General features: G+C 70.1%; 13 protein-coding genes. 6 read left to right on the top strand and 7 right to left on the bottom strand.

Annotated elements, in window-relative coordinates; genetic code table 11:
* Positions 1-5 precede the first annotated feature (5 nt).
* The 3 genes from pstA to JOE53_RS09670 all read right to left on the bottom strand — a co-directional run bounded on the left by pstA (position 6) and on the right by JOE53_RS09670 (position 3,398).
* Positions 6-1,106: a phosphate ABC transporter permease PstA gene (pstA, locus tag JOE53_RS09680; RefSeq protein ID WP_204947539.1), complete on the bottom strand. Its 1,101-nt coding sequence runs from the start codon at positions 1,104-1,106 to the stop codon at positions 6-8.
* Positions 1,103-2,104 carry a phosphate ABC transporter permease subunit PstC gene (gene pstC / locus JOE53_RS09675; protein WP_036286347.1) on the bottom strand — a complete coding sequence of 334 codons (1,002 nt, stop codon included), beginning with the start codon at positions 2,102-2,104 and terminating at the stop codon, positions 1,103-1,105. Before pstC ends, pstA begins: the two co-directional genes overlap by 4 nt.
* A gap of 166 nt (positions 2,105-2,270) precedes the next feature.
* Positions 2,271-3,398: a phosphate ABC transporter substrate-binding protein PstS gene (locus JOE53_RS09670; RefSeq protein ID WP_204947538.1), complete on the bottom strand. Its 1,128-nt coding sequence runs from the start codon at positions 3,396-3,398 to the stop codon at positions 2,271-2,273.
* A gap of 192 nt (positions 3,399-3,590) precedes the next feature.
* Here JOE53_RS09670 and JOE53_RS09665 point away from each other — a divergent pair, with 192 nt between their 5' ends.
* From JOE53_RS09665 to JOE53_RS09655, 3 genes are read left to right on the top strand one after another with little or no spacing between them, the layout of a single operon-like run.
* Positions 3,591-4,196, top strand: a complete 606-nt coding sequence (locus JOE53_RS09665) for a hypothetical protein (protein ID WP_233449538.1) — start codon at positions 3,591-3,593, stop codon at positions 4,194-4,196.
* A 1-nt stretch (position 4,197) separates the two neighbouring features.
* Positions 4,198-8,127 (top strand): Pls/PosA family non-ribosomal peptide synthetase, encoded by a 3,930-nt coding sequence (locus JOE53_RS09660; protein WP_204947536.1) that lies wholly within the window; start codon positions 4,198-4,200, stop codon positions 8,125-8,127.
* The gene (locus JOE53_RS09655; protein WP_204947535.1) at positions 8,124-9,416 is read left to right on the top strand and encodes a M1 family metallopeptidase; all 1,293 of its coding nucleotides are present in this window, start codon (positions 8,124-8,126) and stop codon (positions 9,414-9,416) included. Before JOE53_RS09660 ends, JOE53_RS09655 begins: the two co-directional genes overlap by 4 nt.
* 25 nt (positions 9,417-9,441) lie before the next feature.
* On the opposite strand, the gene JOE53_RS09650 is transcribed toward JOE53_RS09655, so the two are convergent.
* The 4 genes from JOE53_RS09650 to JOE53_RS09635 all read right to left on the bottom strand — a co-directional run bounded on the left by JOE53_RS09650 (position 9,442) and on the right by JOE53_RS09635 (position 13,879).
* Positions 9,442-10,002, bottom strand: coding sequence for a chemotaxis protein CheY (locus tag JOE53_RS09650; RefSeq protein ID WP_204947534.1), 561 nt, complete (start codon positions 10,000-10,002; stop codon positions 9,442-9,444).
* A 3-nt stretch (positions 10,003-10,005) separates the two neighbouring features.
* Positions 10,006-10,944 (bottom strand): NUDIX hydrolase, encoded by a 939-nt coding sequence (locus tag JOE53_RS09645; protein WP_204947533.1) that lies wholly within the window; start codon positions 10,942-10,944, stop codon positions 10,006-10,008.
* Complete coding sequence (locus tag JOE53_RS09640; protein WP_036315351.1) at positions 10,941-13,109, bottom strand: RNA degradosome polyphosphate kinase; 2,169 nt, start codon at positions 13,107-13,109, stop codon at positions 10,941-10,943. The genes JOE53_RS09645 and JOE53_RS09640 overlap by 4 nt, the downstream gene beginning before the upstream one ends.
* Before the next feature lie 71 nt (positions 13,110-13,180).
* The gene (locus JOE53_RS09635; RefSeq protein WP_204947532.1) at positions 13,181-13,879 is read right to left on the bottom strand and encodes a response regulator transcription factor; all 699 of its coding nucleotides are present in this window, start codon (positions 13,877-13,879) and stop codon (positions 13,181-13,183) included.
* Positions 13,880-14,005: 126 nt separating this feature from the next.
* On the opposite strand from JOE53_RS09635, the gene JOE53_RS09630 reads away from it, so the two are divergent.
* From JOE53_RS09630 to ygfZ, 3 genes are all read left to right on the top strand, one after another.
* Entirely contained in the window at positions 14,006-14,293 is a 288-nt protein-coding gene (locus JOE53_RS09630; RefSeq protein WP_204947531.1) for a hypothetical protein, read from the top strand.
* A 134-nt stretch (positions 14,294-14,427) separates the two neighbouring features.
* Positions 14,428-15,033, top strand: coding sequence for a nitrobindin family protein (locus JOE53_RS09625; RefSeq protein ID WP_204947530.1), 606 nt, complete (start codon positions 14,428-14,430; stop codon positions 15,031-15,033).
* Between the two features lie 2 nt (positions 15,034-15,035).
* Positions 15,036-16,142: a CAF17-like 4Fe-4S cluster assembly/insertion protein YgfZ gene (gene ygfZ / locus JOE53_RS09620; RefSeq protein ID WP_204948217.1), complete on the top strand. Its 1,107-nt coding sequence runs from the start codon at positions 15,036-15,038 to the stop codon at positions 16,140-16,142.
* The last annotated feature ends 53 nt before the right edge of the window (positions 16,143-16,195 follow it).

Raw genomic sequence — 16,195 nt, 5'->3', positions numbered from 1 at the left:
CTTGCTTAGCGTGCCTTCGGCGCGAAGACCATCGCGACGATCCGGGCGATCAGGTTGAAGATGACGACGAGGATGACCAGCAGCAGCGCCGCGCCCCAGGCCTGGGCCTGAGAGGCGTCGATGTCCTGGCCCGGGAAACTGTAGGCCGTGTAGGCCATGACCGGCAGGGTCTGCATCGCACCGTTGAACGGGTCGGAGTTGAAGTTGTCGGTGAAGCTCGCGGCAATGAAGATCGGCGCGGTCTCGCCGATGACACGGGCCACGGCGAGGACGACGCCGGTGATGATGCCGCTGGCAGCGGTACGCAGCACGACCTTGATGATCGTGATCGAGCGCGGCACCCCGAGAGCGAACGACGCCTCCCGGAGGTCGGTCGGCACCAGGCGCAGCATCTCCTCGGTGGAGCGGATCACGATCGGGATCATCAGCACCGACAGGGCGATGGATGCCGAGAAGCCGCTGAACGCCTTGGGGCCGACGATCAGGGCGAAGAGCGAGAAGGCGAACAGACCGGCGACGATCGAGGGAATGCCCGTCATCACGTCGACCAGGAACGTGATCGTGCGCCGCAGAGGGTTCTTCGGCTGCGCGTACTCGACGAGGTAGACCGCCGCGAGGATGCCGATCGGCACCGAGATCAGCGCCGCGATCCCCGTGATGATCAGCGTTCCGACGATGGCCTGCAGCGCGCCAGGGGTCGAGACGACGGCCAGGGTGTTGGGGTCGAACGCCGTCCCGCCCACCTTGGTGATGAAGTCCCACGACATGACGCCCATGCCCTTGGAGAACACGGTCCACAGCGTCGAGATGAGCGGTGCCACGGCCAGGACGAAGGCCACGGTGACCAGGCCGCGCACGACGCGGTCGGTCGACTTGCGCCTGCCTTCGACGATCGCCGAGAACACGCCGATGGCGAGCAGGTAGACGATCGCGCTGAGGATGAGCCAGGTCGCGACGTTGAAGCCGCCGAGCACGAGCTGCAGGGCGGCGATAACCGCGAGGGAGACGACGAGCACGATGGGCTCGATGAACCGCGGGAGCTGACCGCTGGTGAGCGACAGCGGCGGCGTGGAGGTCGTGGCCACGGGGGTGGTGAGCTCGCTCACGAGCGCTTTCCTCTCTTGCGGCCCTTCGCGCCGGGCCCCGTGGCCGCGATGATGTAGCGGGCCAGCATGTTCACGGCGAGGGAGATGACGAACAGCATCAGACCGGTGCCGATCAGCGCGGAGCGCTGCAGGTCGGTGGCGATCGGGAAGTTGAGCGCGATGTTGGCGGCGATCGTCTGCGAGTTGTAGCCGTCGGTGAGCAGGGCCACCGAGAAGATGAGGCTCGGCGAGACGATCAGGGCGATCGCCATCGTCTCACCCAGCGCACGGCCGAGCCCGAGCAGTGTGGCCGAGACCATGCCGCTGCGGGCGTAGGGGAGCACCGCGAGGCGCACCATCTCCCATCGCGTCGCGCCGAGGGCGAGGGCCGCCTCCTCGTGCAGACGCGGCGTCTGCAGGAAGATCTCGCGCGTGATGGAGGTGACGATCGGAAGGATCATCACGGCGAGCACGACCCCACCGGCGAGCATCGTGGAGCCGGTGCTGGACACCGGACCCCGGAACAGGGGGATCCAGCCGAAGTACTGGTTGAGGAAGTCGGCGAGCGGCAGCAGCAGCGGGCGCATCACGATGATGCCCCAGAGGCCGAAGACGATGGAGGGCACGGCGGCGAGCAGGTCGATGATGTAGCCGAGCAACCCGGCGATGCGTCGCGGTGCGTAGTGCGAGATGAACAGGGCGATGCCGATGGCGACAGGTGTGCCGAGGACCATGGCGATCAGAGCAGCCCAGATGCTTCCCCACAGCAGCGGTGCGACGTAGTCCCAGAAGCTGGACCAGTCGGCGTTCTGGTATCCGGCGAGATCGCCCTGCGACCAGTTGGCGGTGATGGCCGGAAGGCCCTTGAGGATGAGGAAGATCGCGACGCCCGCGAGGATGATCATGATCGACACGGCGGCCGCGGTCGACAGACCCAGGAACACCGAGTCGCCGGCGCGACGCTTGCCGACGATGTTGGATGCCGGCTTGTGCGCGGGTGCGGTCTTGACGTCAGCCATGACGGCCCTCCGGGTCGGGCAGGGTCATGTGTTCTCCTCGGGTCGGGATCGCTGAGTCCGGGTGTGTGTCCGACTCAGCAGGGTCGTCGATCGCGGATCGACGACCCTGCTCAGCCAGGTCCGGTCTGCGCAGCGTGAGCCGCGCAGACCGGACCGGGACGAGGTGTTACTTGATCGCGGCGAGGGTCTTCGCGGCGGCCGCGAGGACGGAGTCCGGCAGCGGCGCGGAGCCGGCGTTCTTCTCGGCGACCGACTGGCCGAGCGAGCTGGTCACGAAGCCGAGGTACGACTTGACGAGCTCGGCCTGCTTGGCGTCCTTGAACGTGGAGCAGACGACCGCGTAGGAGACCAGCGGGATCGGGTAGGCGTCGGCGGTCAGCTTGGTGTAGTCGAACTTCTTCGACAGGTCGCCGGGGACGCCGTTGGAGTTGTCGACCGCGGCGACGTCGAACGTCTTCGAGACGGCCTCGCCGCTGAAGGCGAGGGCCGTGCCGTTGGTGACGATCGAGGCCGCGTTGAGCGAACCGATCGCGGAGTGGTCGGCGTAGCCGATGGTGCCGGAGCCCGCCTTGACGGCCTCGACGACGCCGGAGCCGCCCTTCTGCTTGGACACGTTGCCCTGGACCGGCCAGTCCTTGCCCGCCGGGAAGGTCCACACCGACGACTGCGTCGCGGCGAGGTAGTTGGTGAAGTTCTGGGTCGTGCCGGAGCCGTCCGAACGGGCGACCGTGGTGATCGCGCCGGCCGGCAGAGCCGTGCCGTTGTCCTTCGTGATGGCCGGGTCGGACCAGTCGGTGATCTGCAGCGCGAAGATCTTGGCGATCGTCTCACCGCTGAGCTTGAGCGAGGTGACGCCCGGGATGTTGAAGATGATCGCGACACCGTCGAGGTAGATCGGGATGTTGATGCCGCCGTCGGTGCACAGCGCCTTCGACTGCGCCGTCTGGTCGGCGTTGAGGGGCGAGTCCGAACCGGCGAAGTCGTACGCGCCGCTGAGGAAGTTCGTGACGCCGCCGCCCGAGCCCTGCGACTTGTCGTAGTTGATCTTCACGTTCTTGGCGGTCGCGTTGTACGCGGTCGTCCAGGCCTGCTGCGCGTTGGACTGTGCGCTCGATCCGCCGGCGGTGATGGTGCCGCTGAGGCTGGGGTCGATCTGGAAGGCGACATCCGAGCTGGTGGCGGTCGGGCTCGCGCTCTCGGCCGGCGTGTTGCTGCCGGACGACGCGCAGCCCGTGAGGGCGAGGGCGGCGACGGCCGCGATGGCGCCCAGCTGGGAGATACGGGTGAGCTTCACTGTGAATCCTTCACGTTGTGTGGGAAATGCGGGCCCGGTGCAGGGCACGCCCCGACGCTAGACAGGCACTCTTACCGGCCGGCGGTGCAGAGGTGAACGAGAGGTTAACGATCGTGAGCGATCGTGTGCGGGGCGCGGGCCGGAGGGCACCGGTTCCCCGGCGGTTCACATGGCACCCCTACGATGTGGGCCATGGGTACGACAAGCAAGAGCGAACGCGCCGCGCGCGAAGCCATCACCGACGCGTCCGCGGCGGCCAAGACGGCGGCCAAGACGGCCAAGAACCTCCCGAAGAGGCTGGCGGCCGGGCTCGAGGAGTACATCGACGAGGCGCGCGACGCCGCCGATGTGTCGAAGAAGAAGCTGCGCCGCAAGCCCCGCACGGTGACGAAGCACGCGGAACGCGCGGTGCGGCGCCTGGAACGCGCCGTTGCGAAGGCCGTCGCCGCCGCCGATCGCAAGGCGCGGCTGCGTGCCGAGGCGCGCCGTGCGGCCCAGGAGGCGGAGAGTTCCGCTGCGCGCGCCGCGGCGGAGGCAGCCGAGGCGAAGGCGCTCAAGAAGGCCGCACGCCGCGCGGAGGCCGCTGCCGCGCGCGCCGAGCTCGACGCGCATGCGGCCGATGAGGCGCTCGCCGCCGAGCTCGACGCTCCCGCGGACACGGGCGCGCCGCAGCCCACGGATGACGACGCGGACCTGAGCGCCCTCACCGTCGTGCAGCTGCGCGAAAGCGCACGCTCCGCCGGACGAACGGGCTACTCACGCCTGACGAAGGCACAGCTGATCGAACTGCTCTCCTGACGTGGACGATTCGCCCCGGGCGCTCCTCGGTCGGGCGGAGGCCGCGGCTCCGGCCCGCACGCTGCTGGACGTGTTGCGTGCCACGGCGCGCGCGTTTCCCGAAGCCTCCGCGATCGACGACGGTTCGGGCGCCCTGAGCTATCGCGAGATGCTGGCACGGGTGGGCGCGACCGCGGCGCGCCTGCATGAAGCGGGCGTTCGACGCGGCGATCGCGTCGGGGTGCGGATGCCGTCGGGTTCGAAAGAGCTGTACATCGCGATCCTCGGCGTCCTCGCCGCCGGTGCGGCGTACGTGCCCGTCGACGCGGACGACCCCGACGAACGTGCACGGCTCGTGTTCGGCGAAGCGGCCGTGCGCGGCGTCATCACCGGGACGGGCACGTACGCCCCGGCATCCGGAGAAGCCGTCCTCGACGAGGGACTGTTCGACGGCGAGGCGCCGCACCCCGCGACACAGGCGATCGTGGCGGTGCCTCCGCCGAACGTCGACGACGACGCCTGGATCATCTTCACGTCCGGCTCCACGGGCGTGCCCAAGGGCGTTGCGGTCACCCACCGCGCGGCGGCCGCCTTCGTGGATGCCGAGGCTCGTCTGTTCGTTCCCCATGCGCCGCTGGGACCCGACGACCGCGTGCTCGCCGGACTGTCCGTGGCCTTCGACGCCTCATGCGAGGAGATGTGGCTCGCGTGGCGTCACGGTGCGTGTCTCGTTCCGGCGCCGCGGTCGCTGGTGCGCTCCGGCGAGGATCTCGCGCCGTGGTTGCTGCGCCAGAGCATCACTGTCGTGTCCACGGTGCCCACGCTGGCCGCGATGTGGCCGGCGGAGTCCATCGAGAACGTACGTTTGCTCATCTTCGGCGGCGAGGCATGTCCGCCCGAGCTCGCCGCGCGCCTGGTCGCCGACGGACGCGAGGTGTGGAACACGTACGGCCCGACCGAAGCGACGGTCGTGGCGTGCGCGGCTCCGCTCGACGGGTCGGTGCCGGTTCGCATCGGCCTGCCGCTGGACGGGTGGCTGCTCGCGGTGGTCGACGGTGACGGGCAGCCGGTCGGCGAGGGTGGCGTCGGCGAGCTGATCATCGGCGGTGTGGGACTGGCACGTTACCTCGATCCCGCGAAGGATGCCGAGAAGTACGCCCCGTTCCCGACGCTCGGCTGGGACCGCGCCTACCGTTCCGGCGACCTCGTCCGCTTCGAGCCCGACGGCCTCGTCTTCCAGGGCCGCGCCGACGATCAGGTGAAGGTCGGCGGGCGACGCATCGAGCTCGGCGAGGTGGAGGCCGCCCTGCAGGATCTGCCGGGCGTGACCGGCGCCGCGGCCGCCGTTCGCACCACCGAGGCCGGGGTGCCCGTGCTCGTCGGCTACCTCGCGGCGCCTGCGGATTTCGATCGTCTCGCGGCGCGGGCGGATCTGGCCGCGCGGCTGCCGGCTCCCATGGTGCCGCTGCTGGCCGTCGTCGACGACCTGCCCGTGCGCACGTCGGGCAAGGTCGACCGTGCGGCCCTGCCGTGGCCGCTGCCGAACGTGGAGCTTCCGGCATCCGATCTCTCGCCGGGGGAGGCGTGGCTGGCCCAGCAGTGGCAGGCCGTGCTCGGCATGCCGGTCATCGATCGCAAGGCCGACTTCTTCGACCTCGGCGGCGGATCGCTCGCCGCGGCGCAGCTGGTGTCACGCATCCGCACGCGCGTGCCCGAGTTCTCCGTCGCCGACATCTACGACGTACCCCGGCTGGGGGCGATGGCCAAAGCCCTCGGCACCGGTCTGCAGGAGGATGCCGCTGCCGGCTTCCACCGTCCGGAGCCGACGCCGCGACGGGCGCAGTGGGCGCAGACGCTGCTGGCGGTGCCGCTGTTCATCCTCTCCGGCATCCGGTGGATGCTCTACCTGCTCACCGCCTCGGCCGTCTTGCGGCTCTTCCCCGGATTCGACGTCTTGCCCGAAGCGCCGCTCGTGATCGTCCTGGTCGGGCTGCTCGTGTTCGCAACGCCGTTCGGGCGCATGGCGATCGCGGCGGCGTGCGCCCGACTGCTGTTGCGCGGCGTGCGACCGGGTGATTATCCGCGCGGCGGCTGGGTGCATATCCGGTTGTGGCTGGCTGAGCAGATCGCCGATCAGGTGGATGCCGTGGGTCTCGCCGGAGCGCCGTGGGTGAGCTACTACGCCCGCGCCCTCGGCGCGCGCATCGGCACGGGCGTCGACCTGCATGCGCTGCCGCCCATCACCGGGATGCTCGAGATCGGAGACGGCGCCGCCATCGAGCCCGAGGTCGATCTGTCGGGGTACTGGATCGATGGTGACGTCGTGCGCATCGGTGCCATCCGTATCGGCGCCGGGGCCACCGTGGGTTCGCGCAGCACGCTCGCTCCCGGCACCCGGATCGGTCGCCGCGCCGAGATCGCACCCGGGTCGGCGGTGTTCGGACGGGTGCGCGCCGACCAGACGTGGGCGGGCTCTCCCGCGGTGCGCGTGGGTGGCACATCCGCGCAGTGGCCCGTCGAGCGGGCCCCCGCTCCCACCCGCTGGCTCTGGGCATACGCCGCCTCCGCGATCGCTCTGGCGCTCCTGCCGCTGGTGGCGTTCGCTGCGGGCGCGCTCGTCGTCGCCCGCGGCATCCAGGGTGCGGCGTCGCTCCTCGAGGCGCTGGGCGGGGCGCTGGTGTGGCTTGTTCCCGGTGTGCTGGTCGCGGGTGTCGTCTTCGCCGGTGTCGTCGTCGTGACGGTTCGCGTGCTGTCGATCGGGCTGAACGAGGGCGTGCACCCGGTGCGCAGCCGCGTCGGCTGGCAGGCATGGACGATCGAGCGCCTGCTGGACTCGGCGCGAACGATCCTGTTCCCGCTGTACTCGAGCCTGTTCACGCCCGTATGGCTGCGCCTGCTCGGCGCGCAGGTCGGTCGCGATGTCGAAGCCTCCACCGTGCTGCTACTTCCGTCGCTGACGCGCATCGAAGACGGCGCCTTCCTCGCCGACGACACCATGGTCGCGTCGTACGAGCTGCACGGCGGCTGGATGCGCCTCGGCCCGGTGCGCATCGGCAAGCGCGCCTTCCTCGGCAACTCCGGCATGGCCGCGCCCGGACACCGCGTTCCCCGGGACGGGCTGGTCGCGGTGCTCTCGGCTGCGCCGGCGAAGGCCAAACCGGGCTCATCCTGGCTGGGCTCGCCCGCCGTACGCCTTCGGCGACGCACCGCCGAGGGCGACGAGACGCGCACGTATCAGCCGCCGGCGCGCCTGCGCGTCGCTCGCGCGCTGTGGGAGCTGGGACGCGTCGTGCCGGTCGTCGTCACCTGTGCGTTGGGCGTGCTCGTCGTCTTCGCCCTGGCAGCGCTGATCGACGCCGTCGGTCTCGGCGGTGCGATTCTGCTGTCGGGCATCGTCATGCTGGCCGCGGGCGCCGTCGCCGCCGGGGTCTCGACAGCGGCGAAGTGGCTGATCGTCGGCCCCATCCGTGCCGGCGAGCAGCCGCTGTGGTCGAGCTTCGTCTGGCGCACCGAGGTGTCCGACACCTTCACCGAGATGGTCGCAGCTCCCTGGTTCGCGCGCGCCGCCGCCGGGACGCCGGCCCTCGCGGTCTGGCTGCGGTCGCTGGGCTCGACCATCGGGCGCGGCGTCTGGTGTGACAGCTACTGGTTGCCGGAGCCCGACCTCGTCACCCTGGGCGACGGGTCGACGGTCAACCGGGGATGCGTTGTGCAGACGCACCTGTTCCATGATCGAATCATGAGCATGGACACCGTCGAACTCGAGGCCGGGGCCACCCTCGGGCCCCACAGCGTCATCCTGCCGGCGGCCAGCATCGGCGCGCATGCGACCGTGGGACCGGCATCCCTGGTGATGCGGGGCGAGACGGTGCCCGTCGGCTCGCGCTGGAGCGGAAACCCCATCGGACCCTGGCACGCGGTCAAGGTGCGCGCCTACCAGTCGACCTCGTGAGCGGGCACGACCCGTACGCGCCCGAGAGCGGTGACCCGTCGTTCGACGTCGACTCCTATGACGTGGCGATCGACTATCGCGTGCGCACCAATCGTCTCGAGGGGCGAACGACGATCAACGCCGTGGCGGCGACCGCGGTGTCGGCCGTGAGTGTCGACCTCGTGGGCCTGCGTGCGACGAGGGTGCGGGTCGACGGCGATCGGCGCACCCGGTTCTCGCAGGGCCCGCGGAAGCTGCGGGTCACGCTGCCGCATCGGCTGCAGCCGGGGGAGCGGTTCTCCATCGAGATCGTCTATGCCGGCGCGCCCGCACCGCGTCGTTCCCGCTGGGGCACGATCGGGTGGGAGGAGCTCGAGGACGGCGCCCTGGTGGCGTCGCAGCCGACCGGTGCTCCAACGTGGTTCCCCTGCAACGACCGCCCCGACGCGCGCGCGCCGATGCGTCTGTCGGTGACGACGGATGCCGGGTACCTGCCGGTCCTCACCGGCCACCCGACCGGCACGACGACGACGGGCGGTCGGGTCACGGTGACCTCCGAGTCGACCGTGCCCGTGGCCACGTACCTCGTCGCGGTGCACGTCGGCCCCTACGAGCAGACTGCGCTCGAAGGCGGCGAGGGTGTGCGGGTGTTCGCTCCGGCACAACTGCGCCGCGACGTGACGCGGGCGTTCGCCGACGTTCCGCGCATGCTGGCACTGTTCGACGACTCCTTCGGGCCGTATCCGCAGGAAGCCTGCACACTTGTCGTGACACCGGACGAGCTGGAGATCCCGCTCGAGGCGCAGGGGCTCGCGGTCTTCGGCAGCAACCATCTGGTCCCCGACGAGCAGCGGCTGATCGCGCACGAGCTCGCCCACCAGTGGTTCGGCAACAGCGTCGGCATCGGCCGCTGGCAGGACATCTGGCTCAACGAGGGCTTCGCCTGCTTCGCTGAGTGGCTCTGGTTCGAGCGCTCCGGCGCGGCGAGCGTCGCCGAGAAGGCGGCGAAGCACCACGCTCGTCTGCGGGCGCTGCCGCAGGACCTCGTGCTGTCCGACCCGGGTCCGGACCTCATGTTCGACGACCGGGTCTACAAGCGCGGCGCCCTCACCCTGTATGCCCTGCGATGCGCCCTCGGCACCGCGGTGTTCACACGGGTGCTGCACGAATGGGTGGCGACCTATCGGCACGGCCTCGCGACGACCGACGACTTCCGCGCGCTGGCCGCCCGCGTCGCCGGCCGCGATCTCGACGACGTCTTCACGCCGTGGCTCGATCGCGTCGAGCTGCCCCCGCTGCCGCGCCCGTAGCGGTCACGAGACCGACACCCCCGCCTCATCTGGCGCTCATCGACGCCGTGTCGACCATCGTGTCGACCACGGTGTCGACTACCGCGGCAGACAGGAGGATCCCCGGCGGGCCGTCGAGATCCACGCCGTGAACGGTCGTCGCCACCCCGGGAACACCGGCGAACCAGCGAGCCCCGTCGGCTGACTCCTCGAGCCTGACGGATGCCGCGTCGATCCGCAGTGCCGTGCCGACGGCCTTGAGCGCGGCCTCGACCCTCACCCACCGGCGCACCCCACCCGGGACGCCGCCGGCGGCTTCGCGGACCGTGTCGTGGAGTGGTTCCGCGTCGACGGCGAAGCCCCCACCGGCGCCCGGAACAACGCCGACCACAGCGAAGCGCCCGGCGTACGTCACCCCCGCTCGCCACGCGGCATCCTCCACCCGCACCGGGCCATGCGGGCCCCCGCACTGCGGACACGGGTTCGTCAGCCGCACCTCCGTCACCGCTTCCGCGCGCAGAAGGTCGCGGATCAGCCCCCACGCAACCGCCCGTCGGCCGTCGCGCGAGGAGGGGGCCGGCGCCCACGCGAGGCGGAGCCCCTCCACGATCTACAGCTTCGGCTCGTGCGTCTCGATCGCGATGATGCCCGAGCCCGGGTTCGTCGCCGACAGGTGCACCACCGAGAAGGCGCCCGTCTCGAGCGCGGACGCGCTGCCCAAGTACGAGCCGTGCAGGGTTCCGGTCGCGAGGGCCAGTTCGGACAGGATGCCGGGGAGCACCGGTCCGTGACTGCACAGCACCGCGGGCTTGCGCGAGCGTACACGGCGTCCGATGACCGAGCGGACGTCCGCCGTGCCGTCCTCCCAGGCGTCCTGGCTGAGCGCCGAGGTGCGGTGAATGTCCTTGCCGATCGCCGCCGCGAGCGGGGTGACCGTGGTCACGCACCGGACGGCGTCGCTGGAAACGATCTTGCGCACGCCGAAGGCGCGAAGCGGCCCGACGGAGGCCGCCGCCTGTTTCGTCCCGCGGGCCGTGAGCGGTCGCGCCGCGTCGGAGCCGTCCCAGTCCTCACGGGGGAGGGCCCGGGCATGGCGCAGCACGACGATGGGGAACGTCTGCAGCACACCGTCGTCGACGTAGCGCAGGAACTGCTCCATGATCTCGACGTCGACGGGATACGACAGCTTCGCGAGCGCCTTCTTCGGCGAAAGCCACTCGATGGCGGCGATCTCCTTGTTGGGCACGAACGCGGAGGTGCGGATCGCGGCATCCGTCGCCTCGGCAGACCAGTAGTGCACGATCTTCTGCCGCTTGTTGGGCATGTGATATCGCGAGACGCCGACGGGGATGCCGAGGGCCACGCGGATTCCGGTCTCCTCGAAGATCTCGCGCACGGCGGTCTCGGCGAGGCTCTCTCCGGGATCGACCTTGCCTTTGGGGATCGTGACGTCGGCGTAGGCCGTGCGATGGATGACCAGCACGCGGAGCTTGCCGTCGACCACGCGCCACACCACGCCACCGGCCGCGTAGACGGCGGTGTCGGTCATCGCACCGCCCGCGCGCGACGACGGCGCTGCACCTGCGCCATCGTGCGGTCCTGCAGATCGATGAGCGGCTTGCCGTCGGCATCCGTGCTGTGGCGTTTCCACTCGCCGCTGTCCTCGAGGTGCCACGAACTCGTCTCAGCGCTCATCGCGAGATCGAACAGGTCGACGAGCTCCTTGATCTGCGCCGGCGCGACGACGCGCACGAGCGCTTCGACGCGCCGGTCGAGGTTGCGGTGCATCATGTCGGCACTGCCGATGAACACCTGAGGATCGCCGGCGCCGGCGAACGCGAAGATGCGCGAGTGCTCGAGGTAGCGGCCCAGGATCGAGCGCACGGTGATGTTGTCGCTCACGCCGGGCAGTCCGACCTTCAGCGAGCAGATGCCGCGCACCCAGACGTCGACGCGGACACCGGCCTGGCTCGCCCGATAGAGCGCATCGATGATCTGCTCGTCCACCATCGAGTTGACCTTGATGCGGATGTGTGCCGGCTTTCCCTCGAGCGCGTGGCGGCGCTCGTTCTCGATCTGGCGCAGCAGCCCCTTGCGCAGGTGCAGGGGAGCCACCAGCAGGCGCTTGAACTTCTTCTCGATCGCGTAGCCGCTGAGCTCGTTGAACAGGCGCGTGAGATCGCGGCCCACCTGCTCGTCGGCGGTGAACAGGCCGAAGTCCTCGTAGATGCGACTGGTCTTCGGGTTGTAGTTGCCCGTGCCGATGTGGCTGTAGCTGCGCAGCATGCCGTCTTCCTCGCGGATGACGTGCAGCAGCTTGCAGTGCGTCTTCAACCCCACCAAGCCGTAGACGACGTGCACACCCGCCTTCTCGAGCTTGCGCGCCCAGACGATGTTGGCCGCCTCGTCGAAGCGAGCCTTCACCTCGACGAGGGCGAGCACCTGCTTGCCGCGTTCGGCGGCATCGATCAGCGCCTGAACGATCGGGCTGTCACCGGACGTGCGGTAGAGCGTCTGCTTGATGGCGAGCACGTGCGGGTCGCGCGCGGCCTGCTCGAGGAAGCTCACGACGCTCGTGGTGAACGACTCGTACGGGTGGTGCACGAGCACGTCGCCCTTGCGGATCGCGGCGAACAGATCGGCGCGCCCGTTCTGTTCGGCGGGCTGGAAGGCCGGAGCCGTGGTCGGCACGTGCGCCGGATAGTGCAGCTCTGGACGGTCGATGCGAGACAGGTCGAACAGACCCCGCAGGTCGAGTGGGCCGGGGAGGCGGTAGACCTCCTGCTCGGTGATGTCGAGTTCGGCGATCAGCAGGTCGAGGGTGACGTCGTCCATGTCCTCGGTGACTTCGAGACGGATCGGCGGGCCGAACCGGCGTCGCAGCAGCTCGGCCTCGAGCGCCTGGATGAGGTTCTCGGTCTCGTCCTCCTCGATCACCACGTCCTCGTTGCGGGTGAGGCGGAACGTGTGGTGCTCGAGGATCTCCATCCCCGGGAACAGGTCGCCCAGATGGTTGGCGATGAGTTGCTCGAGCGGCAGGTATCGCGCCCGTCCGGCGTCTCCCGGCACGGCGACGAAGCGCGGGAGCATGGGCGGCACCTTCAGGCGCGCGAACTCCTGACGACCCGTCTTCGCGTTGCGGATGCGGATCGCGAGGTTCAGCGAGAGTCCGGAGATGTAGGGGAAAGGGTGCGCCGGGTCCACCGCGAGCGGCATCAGCACCGGGAACACCTGGGACTGGAAGTACTCGGAGAGCTCGTTGCGGTCATCGACCGACAGGTCGTCCCAGGAGACGACCTCGATGCCCGCCTCGGCGAGTGCGGGCTGGACCATCCCGAGCCAGGCGTTCGCCTGACGCAGCTGCAGGGCGTGGGCAGCGTCGGAGATGTCGGCGAGCACGTCTTGGGGGGCGCGACCGACGTTGGTCGGCACCGCGAGGCCGGTCACGATGCGGCGCTTGAGGCCGGCCACGCGCACCATGAAGAACTCGTCCAGGTTGCTGGCGAAGATCGCCAGGAAGTTGCTGCGCTCCAGCACGGGCAGCGACGGGTCCTCCGCGAGCTCCAGCACGCGCTGGTTGAAGGCGAGCCAACTGAGCTCGCGATCCATGTAGCGGTGCTCGGGGAGCTGGGCGTCGCCGTCTTCGACCATCTCGTCGAAGTCGTCGTCGTCCTCGTCGCCCAGTCCGGTGTCCAGAACGTCGGTGTCGATCATTCCCTCATCATGTCAGGGCCAGGTGACCGACGCGTTAACCACGGCGTTGCGCGGCGCTGGCTGCGCCGTCATCACGCCGAAGAGGCCTCATGCGGTGAGGGGATCTGGTCGTCCTCGTAGACGTTGAAGCGGTAACCCACGTTGCGGACCGTGCCGATGAGCTGCTCGAGGTCTCCGAGTTTGGCGCGCAGGCGTCGTACGTGCACGTCGACCGTCCTCGTGCCCCCGAAGTAGTCGTAACCCCACACCTCGCTCAGCAGCTGCTCGCGCGTGAACACGCGCGAGGGATGCGTCGCGAAGAAGTGGAGCAGCTGGAACTCCTTGTAGGTGAGATCCAGCGGCTTGCCGTGCACCTTGGCCGAGTAGGACGACTCATCGATCGTGATGCCAGAGGTCTGGATGCGGCTGGAGACCTGTGATGCGGATTGGCGTCCGACCGCCAGCCGGATGCGCGCGTCGACCTCGGCGGGGCCGGCACCGACCAGGATCACGTCGTCGATGCCCCAGTCCGTCGACACCGCCGTGAGGCCCCCCTCGGTCACGACGAGCACCAGCGGTGCGTCCAGGCCCGTCGTGTTGAGGATCTTGCACAGCGACTTCGCCCCGACCAGGTCGGCACGGGCGTCGACGAAGATGACATCCGAGCTCGGCGCGTTCACGAGCTGGGCCGGCTCGGCGAGAATCTGCCGGACGCGATGGCTGAGCAGCTCGAGCGCAGGCAGGACGGGGCCCCCGCCCGGGGCGGAACTCAAGACGAGAAGCTGAGCCAATGGGGGTCCCTTCCGGTTCGGATGCCCCCGAACCGTGCCCCCATCTTAGAACCCGCTCGCACGGGCGCCGTGCGCGGGTGGCTCGGCCGACGTGCGCGGAGTGCGCGCGTCGGTGACAATGGGAGGATGACGCTTCCCGGATTGGCGCCCCGCGCCGAGTACGGCGGCATCGTCGGAGTCTGGGCCGCTGGCGCGGTGATCGCGATCGTGATCGGCGTCGTCGCTCCGGGCGAGTGGCGCGCCGCATGGATGCCGGTGGGCATGGCCGCCTGCCTCATCCTCGCCTTCGTCGTGCAGTTGGTTCAGGGACACTCGCAGGGCTTCGTGCGCCGGATGGCGCTGAGTACCCTCGGCGCGTTCGTGATCATGGGCCTGATCGGGCTCGGTCTCGGACTCTCCAGCATGTTCGCGTGACGGTAGAGTGAGGACATGGACCTGCTCGCGCTCGAACTCTTCTTCGTCGGGTTGCTCGCGCTCGCCTCGCTCGCGATCGTCTTCGTGTCGGGTGTCGTGATCAAGAACCTCTACCGCGGCCAGCGCTGATCGGCATGATCGACCTGCCGACCGACCTGCCGGCCGATCTCGTTCCGCTCTCGTGGCTGCTCGGTGTCTGGGAAGGCACCGGCGTCATCGACTATGAGGCCGACGGCGTTGCCTTCCGCGGCGAGTTCGCCCATCGGGTGAGCTTCAGCCACGACGGCGGCGATTACGTGAACTACGCCGCGAGCGCATGGTTCGTCGCCGACGACGAGACGCGCACGCCCCTCGTCGCGGAGACCGGATACTGGCGCCTGGCTCGCCCCCTCGGGCAGGCCGATCCCGGGCCGGCGCTGCTGCCGCCGTCGGCGGTACGCGACGCCGGGCGGACGGCCGACGACGTCGAGTCGCTGCGCAACGAGGAGGGCGGCTTCGATCTCGAGGTGGCGATCGTGCACTCGGACGGCATCAGCGAGCTCTACGTCGGGCAGGTCCGCGGCCCACGCATCGATCTGGCGACGGATGCCGTGGTGCGCCCCGCCAGCGCGAAGGTCTACACTGCGGCGACCCGGATGTACGGCCTCGTCGACGGCCACCTGCTCTGGGCGTGGGACATCGCCGCGCTCGGCGGCGAGCTCGGTTCGCACGCGTCGGCACGACTGGCGCGGGCCGAGTGAGCATGTCCGAGGCGCCCCGTCCTGCCGCCGTCGCCAGCGCGTTCACCGTCGTTCCCGGTGCCGTCATCGACGAGCGTGGGCTGGTGCATGTGGCCGCGCCCGCGCGTGAACAGCGCGATCTCATCGCCGGACGGGCACTTGCGCCCCTCGAAGACCGGGTCGTGGTCGCGGTCGACGGTGTCGACCGCCTCAGCTGGCTGGATTCCATCACCTCGCAGGCGCTCACGGCGCTCGCACCGGGCACCAGCACCGAGCTGCTCGTGCTCGACCCGCAGGGCCACGTCGAACACGCCGCGGGAGTCGTGGACGACGGTGAGCGCACGTGGCTGATCGTCGATCGGTCCCGCTCCGCGGCGCTCGTGACGTGGCTCAGTCGCATGCGGTTCCGGTTGCGGGTAGAGCCGCAGGACCTTTCGGAGGAGGTGCGCGTTATCGGCGGCACCGCGCAAGCGGTTGCTGCGCTCGACCCGCTCGCGATCTGGCACGACCCGTGGCCTGCGGTCGGCACCGGCGGGTGGGGATACGCTCCCGCCGACCCGCACCCGGGGGAGTCGTACGACTGGGCGGAGGCGATCGTGCCGGTCGATGCGGCGTCCCGCCTCGCCGAGGCCGCGGCATCCGGTGATCAGCCCGTCGCCGGATGGATGGCCGTCGATGCCGTCCGCGTCGCCGCCTGGCGTCCTCGCGCCGCGACCGAGGCCGACGGACGGGCGCTGCCGCACGAGGCCGACTGGCTGCGCACCGCGGTGCACCTGGACAAGGGCTGCTACCGCGGTCAGGAGACGGTCGCGAAGGTGCACAACCTCGGTCATCCGCCGCGCCGGCTCGTCGCCCTGCAGCTGGATGGCAGCGACGCCGACCTGCCGGTGAGTGGAGCCGAGGTCTTCCTCGGCGACGAGGCGGTCGGCGCGGTGACCTCCGTCGCACGCCACTTCGAGGAGGGGCCGATCGCCCTCGCGTACGTCAAGCGCACGGTTCCGGTCGAGGCCGATCTGACCGTCGCGGTGGACGAGGGGCGGATCGCGGCAGCGCAGGAGGTCATCGTCCCGCCCGACGCCGGGCGCACCGCATCGATCCCGCGGATGCCGCGGCTCTCCCGGCGCCGCTGAGCACGGTGACGTCCGCGCCGCCGCCCTCGGAACGCCCCGGGAACACGGCTGCG

Source organism: Microbacterium laevaniformans (assembly GCF_016907555.1).
In the GTDB taxonomy this organism is placed as follows: domain Bacteria; phylum Actinomycetota; class Actinomycetes; order Actinomycetales; family Microbacteriaceae; genus Microbacterium; species Microbacterium laevaniformans.
Note: the sequence above shows the minus strand (reverse complement) of the source record. Positions and strands in the feature narration are given on the sequence as shown.

What these genes read in the sequence shown, in the direction of transcription:
- JOE53_RS09645 (WP_204947533.1), bottom strand. Translation starts at nt 10,944, where the DNA reads ATGACCGACACCGCCGTCTACGCGGCCGGTGGCGTGGTGTGGCGCGTG.
- pstC (WP_036286347.1), bottom strand. Translation starts at nt 2,104, where the DNA reads ATGGCTGACGTCAAGACCGCACCCGCGCACAAGCCGGCATCCAACATC.
- ygfZ (WP_204948217.1), top strand. Translation starts at nt 15,036, where the DNA reads ATGTCCGAGGCGCCCCGTCCTGCCGCCGTCGCCAGCGCGTTCACCGTC.
- JOE53_RS09630 (WP_204947531.1), top strand. Translation starts at nt 14,006, where the DNA reads ATGACGCTTCCCGGATTGGCGCCCCGCGCCGAGTACGGCGGCATCGTC.
- JOE53_RS09625 (WP_204947530.1), top strand. Translation starts at nt 14,428, where the DNA reads ATGATCGACCTGCCGACCGACCTGCCGGCCGATCTCGTTCCGCTCTCG.
- JOE53_RS09640 (WP_036315351.1), bottom strand. Translation starts at nt 13,109, where the DNA reads ATGATCGACACCGACGTTCTGGACACCGGACTGGGCGACGAGGACGAC.
- JOE53_RS09665 (WP_233449538.1), top strand. Translation starts at nt 3,591, where the DNA reads ATGGGTACGACAAGCAAGAGCGAACGCGCCGCGCGCGAAGCCATCACC.